This is a genomic window from Halobacteriovorax sp. DA5 (assembly GCF_002903145.1).
GTDB lineage: Bacteria > Bdellovibrionota > Bacteriovoracia > Bacteriovoracales > Bacteriovoracaceae > Halobacteriovorax_A.
This window is the reverse complement of sequence record NZ_PPDJ01000003.1, coordinates 287660-303947: the sequence shown is the minus strand read 5'-3', so window position 1 is coordinate 303947 and position 16288 is coordinate 287660. Positions and strand designations below refer to the sequence as shown.

At 36.8% G+C, this 16288-nt stretch carries 16 protein-coding genes; 4 read left to right on the top strand and 12 right to left on the bottom strand.

Annotated elements, in window-relative coordinates; all coding sequences use genetic code 11:
* Window positions 1-4 precede the first annotated feature (4 nt).
* The 6 genes from C0Z22_RS08125 to mreC form a co-directional block, all read right to left on the bottom strand.
* Window positions 5-490 carry a MarR family winged helix-turn-helix transcriptional regulator gene (locus tag C0Z22_RS08125; RefSeq protein ID WP_103217858.1) on the bottom strand — a complete coding sequence of 162 codons (486 nt, stop codon included), beginning with the start codon at window positions 488-490 and terminating at the stop codon, window positions 5-7.
* Window positions 491-567: 77 nt separating this feature from the next.
* Complete coding sequence (locus C0Z22_RS08120) at window positions 568-840, bottom strand: hypothetical protein (protein ID WP_103217857.1); 273 nt, start codon at window positions 838-840, stop codon at window positions 568-570.
* 64 nt (window positions 841-904) lie between these two features.
* Window positions 905-2017 (bottom strand): rod shape-determining protein RodA, encoded by a 1113-nt coding sequence (gene rodA, locus C0Z22_RS08115; protein WP_103217856.1) that lies wholly within the window; start codon window positions 2015-2017, stop codon window positions 905-907.
* A gap of 15 nt (window positions 2018-2032) precedes the next feature.
* On the bottom strand, window positions 2033-4048 hold the full coding sequence (gene mrdA, locus C0Z22_RS08110) for a penicillin-binding protein 2 (RefSeq protein WP_103217855.1): 2016 nt from the start codon (window positions 4046-4048) through the stop codon (window positions 2033-2035).
* Window positions 4048-4578: a hypothetical protein gene (locus tag C0Z22_RS08105; protein ID WP_103217854.1), complete on the bottom strand. Its 531-nt coding sequence runs from the start codon at window positions 4576-4578 to the stop codon at window positions 4048-4050. The genes mrdA and C0Z22_RS08105 overlap by 1 nt, the downstream gene beginning before the upstream one ends.
* Complete coding sequence (gene mreC / locus C0Z22_RS08100; RefSeq protein WP_103217853.1) at window positions 4575-5465, bottom strand: rod shape-determining protein MreC; 891 nt, start codon at window positions 5463-5465, stop codon at window positions 4575-4577. Before mreC ends, C0Z22_RS08105 begins: the two co-directional genes overlap by 4 nt.
* 129 nt (window positions 5466-5594) lie before the next feature.
* Between mreC and C0Z22_RS08095 the strand changes: the two genes are divergently transcribed.
* The 3 genes from C0Z22_RS08095 (at window position 5595) to C0Z22_RS08085 (ending at window position 9268) form a co-directional block, all read left to right on the top strand.
* Window positions 5595-7058 carry a SurA N-terminal domain-containing protein gene (locus C0Z22_RS08095; protein WP_103217852.1) on the top strand — a complete coding sequence of 488 codons (1464 nt, stop codon included), beginning with the start codon at window positions 5595-5597 and terminating at the stop codon, window positions 7056-7058.
* A gap of 24 nt (window positions 7059-7082) precedes the next feature.
* The gene (locus C0Z22_RS08090; protein WP_021268351.1) at window positions 7083-7313 is read left to right on the top strand and encodes a ferredoxin; all 231 of its coding nucleotides are present in this window, start codon (window positions 7083-7085) and stop codon (window positions 7311-7313) included.
* 122 nt (window positions 7314-7435) lie between these two features.
* Window positions 7436-9268 (top strand): hypothetical protein, encoded by a 1833-nt coding sequence (locus C0Z22_RS08085; RefSeq protein WP_146037840.1) that lies wholly within the window; start codon window positions 7436-7438, stop codon window positions 9266-9268.
* A 950-nt stretch (window positions 9269-10218) separates the two neighbouring features.
* Here C0Z22_RS08085 and C0Z22_RS16100 read toward each other — a convergent pair.
* The 4 genes from C0Z22_RS16100 to C0Z22_RS08060 form a co-directional block, all read right to left on the bottom strand.
* Window positions 10219-11265: a hypothetical protein gene (locus C0Z22_RS16100; protein WP_199177539.1), complete on the bottom strand. Its 1047-nt coding sequence runs from the start codon at window positions 11263-11265 to the stop codon at window positions 10219-10221.
* 74 nt (window positions 11266-11339) lie between these two features.
* Complete coding sequence (locus C0Z22_RS08070; RefSeq protein WP_103217849.1) at window positions 11340-12479, bottom strand: acyl-CoA dehydrogenase; 1140 nt, start codon at window positions 12477-12479, stop codon at window positions 11340-11342.
* A 3-nt stretch (window positions 12480-12482) separates the two neighbouring features.
* Complete coding sequence (locus C0Z22_RS08065) at window positions 12483-13274, bottom strand: enoyl-CoA hydratase/isomerase family protein (protein WP_233189710.1); 792 nt, start codon at window positions 13272-13274, stop codon at window positions 12483-12485.
* Window positions 13264-14109 (bottom strand): 3-hydroxybutyryl-CoA dehydrogenase, encoded by an 846-nt coding sequence (locus C0Z22_RS08060; RefSeq protein WP_103217847.1) that lies wholly within the window; start codon window positions 14107-14109, stop codon window positions 13264-13266. The genes C0Z22_RS08065 and C0Z22_RS08060 overlap by 11 nt, the downstream gene beginning before the upstream one ends.
* A gap of 227 nt (window positions 14110-14336) precedes the next feature.
* Here C0Z22_RS08060 and rpsT point away from each other — a divergent pair, with 227 nt between their 5' ends.
* Window positions 14337-14597 (top strand): 30S ribosomal protein S20, encoded by a 261-nt coding sequence (gene rpsT / locus C0Z22_RS08055; RefSeq protein WP_103217846.1) that lies wholly within the window; start codon window positions 14337-14339, stop codon window positions 14595-14597.
* 78 nt (window positions 14598-14675) lie between these two features.
* Here rpsT and C0Z22_RS08050 read toward each other — a convergent pair whose 3' ends face one another.
* Together C0Z22_RS08050 and C0Z22_RS08045 are read right to left on the bottom strand one after the other, a co-directional pair.
* Window positions 14676-15644 carry a hypothetical protein gene (locus tag C0Z22_RS08050; protein WP_146037839.1) on the bottom strand — a complete coding sequence of 323 codons (969 nt, stop codon included), beginning with the start codon at window positions 15642-15644 and terminating at the stop codon, window positions 14676-14678.
* Entirely contained in the window at window positions 15592-16251 is a 660-nt protein-coding gene (locus C0Z22_RS08045) for a hypothetical protein (protein WP_103217844.1), read from the bottom strand. Before C0Z22_RS08045 ends, C0Z22_RS08050 begins: the two co-directional genes overlap by 53 nt.
* Window positions 16252-16288 lie beyond the last annotated feature (37 nt).

The following is a 16288-nucleotide window of genomic DNA, read 5'->3' as shown; positions in this document are numbered from 1 at the left end:
CTTCTTAAAAATCGAGAGATAGGTTGAGTTGAATTCTCGACTCTAGAGTTTGCCTTTCAACATTACTTAATTTGTTGTGCATATTCTCAAGAGTAGACTGAATTCTTTCAAGCTCAACCTCTCCAATTCTTCTCGAATAATTACCTTCAATTAATTCAAGAACATCAAAGAGAGAGAACTTAAACTTCTCACCATATTCAGTTAAGTAAACGCGTTGTTCACGCTTATCAACTTCTGAAGATTTACGAACGATATAGCCACGCTTTTGTAATTCATTTAGATGGCTTGTCATTGTTTGTTTTTTTAGGCCACAAGAAGATCCAATCTCCTTGATAGTTGGTCCTTCGTTTTCACAAATATAAACTAGAATTTCAAGAAAGCTTGGCCTTAAGTCTGTAAAGCCTTTGTCTTGTAGATAACTAAGAATGTGATTACTGTAGATACGATAGATCTTCTTCAGTAAACTTCCAATTGCAGATACGTGCTTCATTGCATACCTCACTAACACGAATATTGTAGCGAGATAAAAAAGACATAGTCAAATATTAGTACTATTTTAATCAAATCTTAAAATGTTCTCTCAAAACGGTGAATTAACTCATAAGGTACTGATTTCACGATAATTTGATCCTCGCTCCCTTGAGCTCCCCCATCGATGACATCAGTATTCGGAATTTTCATATCAGTTGTATGCACATATTCGAAATCTAGACCTAGATTCCACATATCTTCTTTAAGGCGATCAAATAACTCGAACTCACTATCGAAACCAGCACCAAAGGCCTGTGGCGCGGATAGTATTAAGACAAGTGTTAAAAAATTGATCATCTTTTTTAGCATATTTGCTCCATATTAAGTTGTTTTACTAATATAGATGCATTATCGATGCCAAAATCCCGCTCCTCTAAAAGAAGCGTCTTGTATTTGAAATAGAAGTCGCTACTCCAATACAAACCCCAAATGTCAAAAGTGAAGAACCACCATAAGACATTAAAGGAAGAGGCAGACCAACAACAGGTAATAACCCCATGACCATTCCCATATTAATAAAGGTGTGCCAGAAGAATATACTCATGACCCCGATAATGGTGACGGACTCAAAGATTCTACTGACGTTGACAGAGAGCCACACAAATCTAAAAAACAAGAAAAGATATAACCCAATTAATAAGATTGCTCCAAAGAAGCCATGCTCTTCATTATAAATAGAAAATACAAAGTCAGTATGGTTTTCAGGTAAGTAGTTCAGGGAAGCCTGTGAGGACTTTCTAAGTCCCTTCCCGAATATTTTTCCAGACCCAATAGCAATCTTTGATTGAATAGCATTATAGCCAGTCCCTTTTGCATCCGCAGTTGGATTAATAAAGGTTTTAATACGATTTCTTTGATATTCCTTTAAACCGAATTGATACATCACTCCACCACTGACAAGACCAACAAGAGCGAGAATTAAAAGTGTCTTCCACTTAAGTTTTCTAAAGAAAACCATCGTAAAGAAAATAAGAAGAATAAGAAGTCCTGTTCCTAAGTCCGGTTGAACTACAATTAAGATCGTCGGGATAAATGCCAGGATAGCAGGCTTAATTAAATCCTTGAGTCCAAGTTCACTATCAGGAGCATAATTTCTAAAGTATCTAGCGAGTACGAAAATAACAGATATTTTCATTAACTCAGATGGTTGGAATCTAATTGGCCCAATCATTAGCCAACGTCTTGCCCCCATTCCTTTATGACCAAGAACAATAACCAATATTAGTAGAACAATATTGAATAGATAAATAGGCCATGCGAAACGATAAAGGTTTTGTGGATTAATAAAACTAATAACGAAAGCAATTACAATCGAAAGAGCATACCATCCAATTTGTACTTTAAATAAATTAGCATGTGCAGTAGAGGCAGACGCATGTGTTGCTGAATATAGATTAAGAATTCCGAAGAAAAAGATAACTGAACTCAAAAGAAAGAATGAGAAGTCATATCTTTTAAAAAATTCTTTAATATTTGATAAATCCATTAAGTTCTCACTTTTTTAGTCTTCAGTTTGACCTTCGTCATCACCATCAGAATCTTCATTCTTCTTTTCTTTTTCGGCCCTAAGTCTTTCCGCTTCTTCACGCTTTTTTCTTCTATCAGCGAAGAAGTCTGACATGATTTTGCGATCTTCCTTGGCATAAATCTTATGAAGATCTGGCATATACTTTTTCATATATGTCGTTAGAACATTTCGAACAATAGGTCCTGCAGCACCTGATCCAGAACAACCGTGTTCAACAACAGCTGCAACTGCAACACGAGGATTTTCATATGGAGCAAAAGCCACAAATAACCCGTGGTGTCTCTGGTTATATGGTTTCTCAGAACATTTTTGAAATAGCTCAGTTGTACTCATCGAGATAACCTGAGACGTACCAGACTTACCGGCCATCTTTACACCAGTACCTCTAACCCACCAGCCAGTACCTCTTGGGTGGTTGGCCACTTCATAAAGACCCTGTCTTACATCAATCAGAGTTTGTTCACTCACCTTTGCTGTTTGAACTAGATCTTCTTTATAGCTTTTAATGATATCACCTTTATTATTAAAAACTTCTCTAACGATTTGAGGCTTATAAACCTTCCCACCATTTGCAATCGCAGCATAAGAAACAGCAAGTTGAAGTGGAGTTGTTAAAACATAAGACTGTCCAATAACACAACTTACCGTTTCACCATCTTGCCACTTTTCTCCAAAGCGTTTCTCTTTCCACTCACGAGTAGGAATTAGACCTGTTGTTTCTCTTGGAAGTGCAATACCTGTCTTCTCACCAAGCCCAAACATTCTCGAATATCTTGCAAGTACATCAATATCCAATTCAACTGCGATCTTATAATAATAAACATCAACAGATCTTCTTAGAGATTTGTATAAATCAGTTATTCCGTGTCCTGATCTTTTCCAGTCATTATAAGTACGACGACCTAGGCGGAAGCGTGGCCCACACATAACTTCATCTTTAGCTTTAATGATGCCTTCTTCTAAAGCAGCAATCGCTGTAAAAACTTTAAATGTAGAACCTGGAGCATAGTGATCTTGGATTGTACGATCTCGAAGTGGACGGTCAGGATTATTAATAAGAGAGTTCCAATACTCTGAAGTTAGCCCCTTAGAAAACTGCCCTGGATCAAATGAAGGACGAGATACCATCGTTAGGACTTCACCATTTCTAACGTCAACAGCAACAACACCACCAACTTTCCCCTCTAAGGATTTATAAGCAGTTTTTTGCATATCACGATCAATTGTTAATCTTAGGTTGTTTCCTGGTGTTGCTTTCTTATTTTCAATGCCCGCAAGAATATTACTAGTTCCAATAGAACGGCGCATACGCCCTCTAGCATCTACTTCCATAATTTGATAACCATCTTCTCCTCGAAGGTCCTGATCAAATCTTTCTTCAACACCTGCTTGACCAATAAAGTCTCCAAGCTTGTAATCAATATTATCTCTTTTGCGATAACGAGGTAGTTGGTTTTGAGAAATCTCACCGATATAACCAAGCAAGTGTGAGCCTACTTCCTTATCTCGATACTCGCGAGAAATAAATGTTTCAACTTGAACACCTGGAAGCTTCTCATTTTCTGTTTCAATGATGGCCACTTCTTTATTAGAAATATTTTTCTTGATACGAACAGGACGATAGCGTGCTTGCCCACGAAATTTCTTAAGAGTTGAGTAGATCTCCTTCTCAGTCATTTCAAGAATTTTAGCAAGCTTCTTAATCGTCTCTTTCTTATTGTCTAAGTATTGTGGAATAATAACTAAGTCAAAACGAGGTACGTTATCAACCATTAGTTGATTATTACGTGAAAAGATCATTCCTCTTGGTGCCTTAACTGTTTCTTTTCTTAAGCGGTTTTGAATTGAATATTGATACAGTAGATCACCTTGGTAAATCTGAAGGTACCATAAACGTATTAAAATAATCGCAAACGCGAGTGTAATTAAAGTAAATAGAATGTCGGCCCTAGTCTTATGAGACCGAACTACTTCTTCTTCAGCAAACATTAGACATTATTCCCCATAAGGCCTTCACTCTTCGTTCTCCAAACTTTATCAAGTAATGAAAAGAAGATAGGAGCTAATAAAGATAAAATAATACTCTCAGGAATAAAGCGCCAAAATTTCTGCACAATATAATCGAAGCTATCAAACTTTAAATATAGTAGTGATGAACTGATAAAAAACCACAGAACCTGAAAGAGAAAAACTGTCAGCATCGTGATAAAGCTACTTGTAAAGTGTAGAAGATCTCTTAGGTATCCAATCACAATACAAATTAAGATTCCCGAAATTGTTCCGTACTCCCACCCTTCAATTGAAAAAAGTGAATGAGTTAATTGAAGAATTAAAATGATAATTGCAAGATACGGAGTTTCCAATTTAAAACCAATATAAAGAACAAGAAGAACATTAAATGGAATCATGTATTTGTTAAGGCCAAATAGTGGTAAGAAAGCACTGGCCAAAACTTCTAGTACAATTAGGATTAATACAGTTATTAATAATCGAATTGGGATATCTGAAGACTTAATCATCTCCCATCTCCTTGTTGAGCATTATTCTCTAGAGCTTCCCACTCCACACGTTTCTTGTCTTGGTCCTCTGAAGGAACAAGAACAGCGACTTCTTCAAGTTTTGAAAAGTCGACAGTTGGAGTTACTTCTAGGTGTTGAGTAATCCCATAACTCTCTCGTTCAATCTTTGTGATAATCCCAACAGGGATTCCTCGAGGATAAATATTTCCAAGTCCTGAAGTAATAACAAGATCATTCAAACGAACAGGATCTGTACGTACCACATACTTCATCACAGTACGCCATCCAGAATAACCTTCAAGAATACCGTATGAACGTGTGCGATTTACGATAACATCAACGCGGTTACTTGGATCAAGTATTGTTAGAATGTCGGCAAAGTGATCTGTTAAACGATAAACGTAGCCAACGATTCCATCTGAAGTTACAACTGTAGATTGCAACTTAATACCATCCTTGAAACCTTTATCAATACGAATAACTCTAAAGTCACTTGAAGAGTCCCATGCCACAACTTGAGCAGAAATCATTTCATGTTTAATTTTTTTACCAAAATTTAAGATTTGACGCAGGCGTTGGTTTTCTTGTTCTAATTGCTTTAACGCAAATACTTCCTGCTTTAACGAACCAATTTGTTCTTTCAAAGTAACATTTTCTTTCGACGCATTAACATTAAGCATATAGTCTTCAAAGAACGAAGCTACATTCTTGTATGCATTTGAAATGCCTCTTTGAAGAGGTGCCAACGTGTCCATCATAACATTTTCAAAAATTGAGGCTTCTTTGTAAGGTGCCTTACGCTTTGACACGCCGTAAAATGCAAGTGATAGAACAACTAGGTTTATGATTAATTTGGTTCGAGATCCTTCCGATGCAATTAGCTTCATTCTAATCCTAAGTTGCTATTTTTTTTTATATTAAAAGAGTACACAGGATTATTTAAACTGCCAATATTCTTTACGGAGTAGCATATTTAAGTGATAATAACGAAAATTAAAATTACATGGAGTGGTAAAATGTCATCTAATTTTCAGAAAAAATCATCGCAGATATTCCTGACTCTTTTCATCGGAATTATCGTTATTTCATTCATGGTTTCAGGCCCATTTTTCAATACGGGAACACCTGATTCAATTGGTAGTGTTGCTGGTCACGATATTAAGGTTCGCGACTTTAACATGGAAGTACAAAGACAATCTGATTTTTACTCAAAGTTTATTGGTGGAGGCCAACCTCTTACTTCTCAACAAATGAGCCAATATAAAGTTTATGACAACGCGATCAGAAATTTAGTTTTCCAAAAACTAAGAGTTGTTCTTTCTGAAGATCTTGGGATTCTTGTTTCAAAAGATGAAGTAATTAATGAAATTAAAAACACTTCTTACTTCCAAACAAATAAGCAGTTCGATATCAATAAATATAAAACTCTTCTTTCATATAACAAGTTCACTCCAGAAAATTATGAAGAAGAACAAAAAGAAAGAATTGCACTGACGAAACTACAAAACATTGTTCAACATGTTCCTGTTTCAAAAGCTCTTACTAAAGAATTAAATGAACTTTACAATGACAAGAGAAATGCAAAGATTATTACAATCAAAAGTGCAAACGTAAGAAAGCTTGTAACAATCTCATCTTCAGATATTACAGCTTTTCTAAAAGAAGAAGCTAATAAGGCTAAAGTAGAATCTTTATTTAAAGACAAGCTGCCTCTACTTAGTCAACCTGAGCAAGTTAGAACAAGACATATTTTAATTTCTACTGAAAATGGAAATGAAGCAGAAGCACTTAAAGAAGCAAACAAGATCAGAAAAGAAGTTAACACTAAGAACTTTGTAACTCTCGCTAAGAAATATACTCAAGAGCCACAAGGTAAAACGAACGGTGGAGACCTTAACTGGGTTAAGCGTGGACAAATGGTTCCAGAATTTGAAAAAGCAACATTTGCTCTTAAGAAAGGTGAAATCTCTCAGCCAGTTAAGACTTCATATGGTTACCACATCATTTACGCTCAAGATCGTAAAGAAGCGGTAGTTGCAAAAATTGAAGATCACCAAAGAGATATTGCAAAAGAAATTCTTCAAAAAGAAAAAGATGTTGCTCCTCTAATGGCAACAGCAATTAAAGAAGTACAAAAAGCAGCTTCAAACTCAAAAGCACTTAAGTCACTTGAAGAGAAGTACGGACTTGGTATTAAAGAAATCAATATCAATAAACTTGAAGGTGCTGGACCAACAGGTGAACTTGATGAGAAACAAGTTGCTGAAGTTTTCACAAAAGACTCGGGTCTATTTACTTTTGAAGACGCTACACAAACAACAATTGTTGCTACGACTCCTGCAAAATCAACAGATTCAAAGGGTTATGATGTGAACGCACTTACTAATATTAGTGCTCAACAAACTCTAAAAACTCTGCTAGATAAGTTAGGAAAAGAATATACTTTTAAGCAAAATAAATACGCACAATTACCACAGTAATTTTAAATAATTTGGAGAAGTGAGATGGCCGACAAAAGCGCAAAATTTGATCAAAATGTAGATGGAAAGTTCTATGTTGATGACCAATGCATCGCCTGTGATGCTTGCGTGATGGAGGCTCCTCGCTTCTTTGAAATGAATGACGACGAAGGCCATGCCTTCGTTAAGCTTCAGCCTTCAAATGATGCTGAACTTGAAGAGTGTATGTCTGCTCTTGAGGCATGCCCAGTAGAAGCTATTGGAGAGGACGGCTAAGTCCTCAATTTCTTTGCAACTCACCTCTCTTTTTTAATCTCCTAAACTACTAAAATCACATTAAATTAAATCAAATTGAATTAAAGTTATCTGCCCAAATAACCGAGTAGTATAATATGGTTATGAGGTTAAAAACCCTATTCATTCTAACGAGCTTAAGCTTTAGTGCCGTTGCAAAAAATAGCAATGACAATCAAGAAGCACGTTATCTTCAAGTTCTAACAAGTCAGAACCCGATGTTTGAAAGTGCCATGAGTGTTCCTGGTGTCAAGGATATGTATTCCGAATGCTATCGACAGGAATCAGAGAAAACATCATTTAATGGTGTTGAAGTTGGAAATTGTCTATGGGGAAAAATTCAAGCCGATGAAGGAACACTTAAGCAAATCAACAAACTAGTTGAGAAGCAGAGTGGAAAAGATGGATCCGGGCGCTATCGTACAACAATGGATACGGCCAAAGGAACATCAAAAGGACTTGAAACCTTAAAACAATTTCTTATCGAAAAGCTTGAAAAGGCCCTTTACGGAGAATTTGATAGTAAAACTGGCCAATACGATAAAATCGCAAGTCAAAAAACATTCTTTGAATTATATAAAACGCAACTTGGTAAAAATATTATCTCAGCAGCAACGAGCTACTGTATTGAATCAAAGAACTATGGTTACCCTCTCATTTCTGAAGATGAATCGGTAAGAGAAAAAGTTAAAAATGAAAACCTCGTTGGCCTAAATGAAACTATCATAAGAACAGATCCAAATACCGGTGAACAAAAACAAGTTCTAAAATCTGCAAGTAACTGGGAAGCATGTATTGGTAATATCAACGCTGTTTGCTACGCAGGTGCTGCCGGTGGAGAATTCAAAGTTTTCAACTCCGACCCGAATAACACACAAGGCGAGAAAAAGATCGTTCGTGCAGATATCATAAATACTTGTGCAAAACATGTTTCAGGTAAAGATAGTGACGAAAAAGTTGATAAGTGTGATTCTCTTGTTCGCTACTCATACCCAAGAGCCTGTAACGTCATTCAGTATATTGAGTTAGCAAGACAAAGTATTACAACAACAGATGGTATCGCAAAGAAGTTTGAAAAACTTCAAGGCACAGATAGCTTATCAAATGTAAAAATGTATGATTCACGAGAAAAGTCAGACGAGAGTATTGATGCTCTTACAACGATTTCTTCTGGTGAAGCAATGGACGCTGTTGCAAAAGGACAAAAAGAAGAGATTGCAGCAATGGAAGAATGTTACAAAGATGGCAAGATCGTTGATGCAGAGGCATGTAAAAACTTTCTTTCATCAAATAGAGAAGAACAGTACTCTCTTCTTGGAGAGCTAAAGGTACAAGAAGAAGTTACACTACAAAGACTAAAAGATATCGAAGATAATCCAGAGGAAGTTGCAAAACTTCTTATTGAAGAAGGTTACACTGAGGATGAAGCTAAGAATCTTGCAACTGTTCAAGGTGTAAAGGATCAAATTGCAAAACGTTATGAGGCCAAGAAAGATGCTATTCTTCAATCTCTAAGTGATGAAATCAAAAAACATACAACAAAGGGTGATGAATTTAGCGAAATTGAAGATCTTGAAACCATAGCGGCACTAGCAGAAAAAACGCAGAAAAAAGCCGAGAATTTCTCTAAGCTCGTACACTTTAATAATATCGTTTCTTCATACCTGGAAATTCGTAGTGGAGACGAAAACGAAGATACTCAACGAAACACGCGTGCTCTAGCAATGGAGATGAAAAACTCTATCCTTTCGGAAGAGAATCGTGAAAAGTACAAAGAGATGGGAGTTGATCTAGGATCGATTGGTTACTCTGCAGATGATCTTAATGAAAAATTTGCGACCACAGGAATGGACTATTCTGAATCTTCAAATGATGATGCCACACTAGATGTTGGTGATATTAACACTTATCTTTTAAGTTTATTTAAGGGTGAGTAGGTTTCTAAGTAATTCTGATTTTTTAAGTAAATTTTTTTGCTAACTTTCACTTCGTGAAAGTGTCGCTTTTCATTGCGAGAGTTTTGCTAACTTTAGCTTCGCTAAAGTGTCGCTTTTATTTTGCGACATCTTTCCCATTGCTCCTGAGACACATCCTGCGGCAAAAGTGCCCCAAAGGGCAGTTTTGAAGCAGAGATGAATGTGACTCAAGAAACAAAGAGCGTAGCTCGCGTGTTTCGGTCATATGAGAAAGATTATTCGCTAACTTTAGCTTCGCTAAAGTGTCGCTTTTATTTTGCGACATCTTTCCCATTGCTCCTGAGACACATCCTGCGGCAAAAGTGCCCCAAAGGGCAGTTTTGAAGCAGAGATGAATGTGACTCAAGAAACAAAGAGCGTAGCTCGCGTGTTTCGGTCATATGAGAAAGATTATTCGCTAACTTTAGCTTCGCTAAAGTGTCGCTTTTATTTTGCGACATCTTTCCCATTGCTCCTGAGACACATCCTGCGGCAAAAGTGCCCCAAAGGGCAGTTTTGAAGCAGAGATGAATGTGACTCAAGAAACAAAGAGCGTAGCTCGCGTGTTTCGGTCATATGAGAAAGATTATTCGCTAACTTTAGCTTCGCTAAAGTGTCGCTTTTATTTTGCGACATCTTTCCCATTGCTCCTGAGACACATCCTGCGGCAAAAGTGCCCCAAAGGGCAGTTTTGAAGCAGAGATGAATGTGACCTAAGAAACAAAGAGCGTAGCTCGCGTGTTTCGGTCATGTAAGAAAGAATATTTACTCATTTTCACTTTGTGAAAATATCGTTTTCTTTGCGGTAGTTTTCCCATTGCTCCTGAGACAACAAAGCCGGGCTTGAACCCGGCTTGTTGAATTAGTTTTCTAGCTAAAGATTGGGGAGCTGGCATAGCGTCCAATAGTTTGCCTTTGGGCAAACAATGACGCTATTCCTCATCCATAATAGCTTTAACAGATGACTTAGTTTCAAAAGCGATATCCTGATCGTCTTCTGCATCAATATCATCAACTTCGTCAAAGCTCTCATCCGCTTCAATATCCATCTCACGAAGAACATCTACGAATGCCTTATCATCATTAAGATCTTTTAGAACTTCATCAATAACTTTTATCGGGTACTTACCAATAATCTCTTTTACATATTTCTGAAGCATTCCTTCTTCAAGAATTGAGATCTTATTCTTAATTTCTTTCCAATATCCAATATAGTGAAGACGACAGAAACCAGCTGTAGTCGCAGGATTATCACATCCTTTTGCTAAACACTCATCTGTATCACCTAGGAAGTAGTCTAAAGTTTCAGCAAGTCTGAATACTTCTTCAACTTTTTCTTCTTCAGTTGCCGGAAGTGGAGTCTTTTTAATTACTTCTTCTTCCTCGTCCTCTTCTTCTAAAATCTCGTCTTCACCAGCAACCTCAAGCTCTTCTTCTTCGATTTCATCTTCATCAAAAAGCTCTGGTTGTACCTCAACGATTTCTTCTTCAACTTCTACAACAACCTCTTCCTTCTTTGCTTTCGCTTTTGTTGGCTTTGTTGTTGCTTTCTTTGCAGTTGTTTTTTTCTCAGCTGCAGCCTTCTTAGTTGTCTTCTTAGCTGCTACCTTAGTTGTTTTCTTTGCAACTTTTTTAGCTGCAGCTTTAGTAGTCTTTTTCTCAACTTTCTTTGCTGCTACTTTTGTAGTTTTCTTTGCAACTTTTTTAGCGACTTTCTTTTCAGCTTTTTTGGCCACTTTTTTTGTTACTTTTTTAGCCGCTTTCTTTGTTACTTTCTTGGCAACTTTTTTGGCCGTCTTTTTTGTAACTTTCTTAGCTGCTGCTTTAGTTGTTTTCTTCGCAACTTTTTTTGCAGCTTTCTTAGCTGTTTTCTTAGCTGTCTTAGGTGCTGCTTTTTTAGTTGTTTTCTTAGTCGTTTTTTTCGCAACTTTTTTCGCAGCTTTCTTAGCTGTTTTCTTCTTAGTAGTTTTTTTGGCCATGCCTACTTTCTCCAAGATTTTCTTTAACATAACAAGTTAAAACCGTATCACTTCTCTTTCAATTGAACAACTATCTACTTTAAGCTCTTAAGCTCATTAGCAGCGATAACCACTCTTTGAATCTCTGAAGTCCCTTCATAAATTTCTGTAATTTTAGCGTCACGGAAGAATCTCTCAACCGGATACTCTTTTGTATAACCATTACCACCACAAACTTGAATCGCTTGAGTTGTAATCCACATTGCCGATTCAGCTGCAAATAGCTTTGCCTGAGCAGATTGTAGTGAATACTCTTCACCATTATCTTTTCTACGAGAAGCCTCCCAAATTAGAAGACGAGACGCAGCAAGTTTTGTACTCATATCAGCAAGTTTAAATTGAATCGCTTGAAGAGCGTGAAGTGGCTTACCAAACTGAACTCTTTCATTTGAGTAGTGCTTTGCATAACGGAATGCAGCTTCACCAATCCCAAGGGCCTGAGCAGCAATACCGATACGTCCACCATCAAGTGTATTCATCGCAATTTTGAAACCTTTTTCATACTCGCCTAGTAAATTTTCTTTTGGAACTCTAACTTTATCAAATGCGATTTGAGCTGTTGAAGATCCTTTGATCCCAAGCTTATCTTCACATTTCATAACTTCGAAACCTTCTGAGTCACATTCAACGATGAATGCAGAGATTCCTTTATAGTTATCAGTCTTAGAAGTTTTTGCAAAAACAACAGCGATATTCGCTTCTTTACCATTTGTAATGAAGTTCTTAGTTCCACTAATCTCGTAGTAGTCACCTTTATCTTCTGCATAAGTTGTTAATGAACCAGCATCAGTTCCTGCATTTGGTTCAGATAGACAGAAACAACCAATATGCTCACCTGTAGCAAGCTTTGGAAGATACTTTTTCTTTTGTTCTTCATTACCAAAGTTTAAGATTGGATAAACACATAAAGATGTGTGAGCTGAGATTAGTACCCCTGTTGAAGCACAAGCACGTGAAATCTCTTCCACGATAATTGAGTATGAAACGTAATCCATACCTGCTCCACCGTACTCTTCTGGAACATATGAACCTAGGAATCCGTTTTCACCAAGCTTAGCAACAAGCTCAGTTGGAATTTTTTCATTCTTATCAATAGAAGCCGCAAGTGGCGCAACTTCACTGTCTGCAAATTTAGAAACTAGGTCTCTAAGTTCTTGGTAGTCACTTAACATCATTTATTATTCCCCTTTAAATACAGGTTTTCTTTTTTCAACAAAAGCAGCTGTCCCTTCTTTCATATCGTAAGAAGAGAAGATATCACCAAAGTGGCGAGCTTCAATATCTAGACCTTCTTCAACAGTAAGGTCGTTTCCTTCATTCATAAGCATTTTTGAAATGGCTACAGCATTTGGTGAGTTCTTTGCAATAGACTCAAGTGTCTTCATTGCTTCATCAAGCATTTCTTGTTGAGTTTCAAATGAACGAACAACAAGGCCAATTTCTTTTGCTTCATTAATATCTACATTGCGTCCAGTATAGATGATTTCTTTGGCGCGATTGCGACCAATAAGCTTAGACAATCTTTGTGTTCCACCAAAGCCTGGAACTAGACCTAGCTTAACTTCTGGCTGACCAAATACTGCAGTATTAGTTGCATAGATAAAGTCACATGCCATTGCCATTTCGCAACCACCACCAAGTGCAAAACCATTTACACATGCGATAACTGGAATATTTAGACTTTCAAAAAGTAGCGTTACATCTTGTCCAAGAGTTGAGAAGTCATGTCCTTCATCAACACTCATATCACTCATCTCTGCGATATCGGCACCAGCAATAAATGCTTTCTCTCCAGCACCTGTAAAAATCATCCCTTTAAGGTCATGATTTTCGCTTAGTGAAGATAGGAAATCTTTTAGTTCATGAAGAACTTGTGAGTTAAGAGCATTGTACTTCTTCTCACGGTTTACTTTTAAAACTCCGATATCACCCATTTTTTCAAATGAGATTGTTTCAAAATTAGTACTCATAAACACCCTTTCCTACTTTACGTCCGAAGCGCCCAGCAGTTACATATTTTTTCAGAAGTGGACATGGACGATACTTTGTATCACCTAGACCATCGTGAAGAACTTCCATGATTGCAAGACAAGTATCAAGACCGATGAAGTCAGCAAGTTCTAATGGACCCATTGGCTGGTTACATCCAAGCTTCATTGCATCGTCAATACCTTTAGCTTCAGCAACACCTTCATAAAGTGTATAGAAAGCTTCGTTAATCATTGGCATAAGAATTCTATTTACAGCAAAGCCTGCTACGTCGTCTGCGCGTACAACAGTCTTCCCCATTTTCTGAGCAGCTTCTTCCACAGCGTTGATTGTTTCAGAACTTGTTTCAAGCCCTGTGATTGTTTCAACAAGCTTCATTACAGGAACTGGATTCATAAAGTGCATTCCTGCTACTTTCGCTGGGCGAGAAGTTGCAGCAGCAATTTCAGTAATTGAAATTGAAGAAGTATTCGAAGCAAGAATCGCTTCAGGTTTTGCAATTTCATCTAATTGTTTAAAGATTTTAAATTTGATTTCTTTGTTTTCAGTTGCAGCTTCAATGAATAGATCACAATCCTTAAGGTCGGCCATATCAGAAGTTGTCGTAAGATTTGCAAGAGTCGCCTCAACGTAAGACTGCTCCCACTTCCCCTTTGAAACACCTTTGTCTAATTGCTTTTTGATAAAGTTGTGACCGAACTCAAGACCCTCGGCACTGATATCGTACATAAAAACTTTATAGTCATTCATAGCAGCAACTTGAGCAATTCCACGCCCCATTTGCCCTGCTCCAATAACGGCAATTTGTTTAATCATTGTGTCTCCTTTGTATTGGCATTGAAAGTACCTAATTTAAAAGGGATCGTCCATTAAATTACTGGTTAATAGGGCCTTATTTGGTCCTATGGCCCAACCAACAAAAACAACAAAATATAGTGACTTATCGTGTAATTTTAACTTTTCACTTGCAAAAAGGCCCTTGGCAGATTATAAAAAGGGGCTTATTAATTAGATGTTGAACAAGTTAAACGTAGGAGTCGATTGTGGCAAACCACAAATCTGCAAAGAAAAGATCTAGACAATCAATTGTTAGAAACGAAAGAAATACTGCAAGAAAAACTGCTGTTAAGTCAGCTGTAAAGAACGTAAGAAATGCTATTGAAGCAGGTAACAAAGAAGAGGCATCATCTCTACTAGTTAAAGCGCAAAAGCTTCTTTCACGTCTTTCTAAGCACGGAGTTATCAAAGGTAACGCTGCTGGTAGAAAAACATCTAGACTTGCTGGTCAAATCAACAAACTTTAATCTTTTTCGAAAGTTTGAATATATAAGAAGCGGAGATATTTCTCCGCTTTTTGTGTTTGTACTTATTTGAAGTTAATCCTATAGACTTAAGTATTCTCTTCGTAGACTGTCTCTCAACCAAAAGTCCTTTGACTTTGCCATGATTTCAAAATCAATCATTTTCTGTTGAAATTTAACTAATTCTTGGAAATCCCATTTACGAGAAGCAAGCTGAATTCCCCTATCGTATTTACTAGGTGTTTTTTTCGCAGCCAAATATGAAGGATCAATAACCTTATTTACATGCCCCTGGAATGAGCGGAAAAAATCGAGATATATTCCAAAATCGTCTTCAATAAGAAGAAGGTTCAAATAAAACCTTTTAAGATTTGATTGATTGAATAAATCTGCCTGATCAAAAAAATCCAATTTCTTAATCTTAATAAGAGTCTTGGCCTTATCGAGAGATATCATCCCACTCTCGTCAACATGGTGAGAAAGAATATGGCAGCAGTTGAAATAATCACTAGCATTTTCAGGCACAGACTTTTCAATAAAGTTTTTAATCTGAGCAGAGATCTGAAAACCAAAATATTTTGCAAAAACATCAAGGTATTGGCCAAAATGCCATGGCTTAGGAGCACTTAAAGAAAGTGCCGTTAAGTCATCTTTAGGAAATCCCTTAGGTAGCCTTCCCTTCGTTATAAAGATAATTGATTCATTAATTAAATGACGATTATTATTAAATGTATCAAATGCATTTGATTTAATATCTTGAGCATCAATTACAATGAATGGCCCTGATGGACCAAACAAACCACCACCAGCAAGAAGTTCTTGTTCAATAAAGTCGAGACTAAATTCATGAGGCCAAAGCTTCTTAGCTTTCTTGGCCAAGCTATCGCAAATAATTTTTGAAGTAAACTCATCTGGAACACTCAGATGATAAACACCATCAAATGCTTCTAGAACTGAAACGATCTTATCAATACCATTTAGTTCGAAGCTTTGCTTTTTAGAAGGCATATAGAAGTACCTCTCTAAAGTCTTCTCCGAACTCTTTTGCATCATCTACTAGAGACTTCTTGAATGTACCTCTATTCTTTACACTTCTTAGAGGTGCAGATGTATCAATGCCACCAACAGTATTTTCAATAATAAAAGAACTGTTAATCGTAAATTTCTTAGAGAAAATACTACGAGGAAATTGAGAATGATCTAACTTGTAAAATGATTCGTAGAATTTAATTTCTTCAAAGTTTGGTTTTTTAAAAACACTTACTTCAATATCAAAATCATATGCACCTTCAGTCGAAAGATAGAATGCATTTCTATTTCCACCAAGTTGATTTTTCTGATCATCACTCATTAGAGTATCACCTTGCTCCCTAACTTCCTTACCAGCAATTTTCTTACTTGTAATTTCGGCCAATAGTATTGCATCACTTCGATAATTCTTTCCAGAACGAACTCTTAAGTTACTAAATGAAGATAATGTCTCAACTATTTGATCTGTATAAATTTGAGATAGGCCAGTAATCCCTGTGTGATTCTTAACAACAAAAACTGTTACACTGTGCACGCCCTGGGCCTCAAAAGGATTACTTGAATCACTAAAACGATACCCCGCACAAGAACTTAATAAAACGATGCTTATAAGTATAAGAAACTTCATATTACTAATATGCCTAGGATTAATGGAATCGTCTATT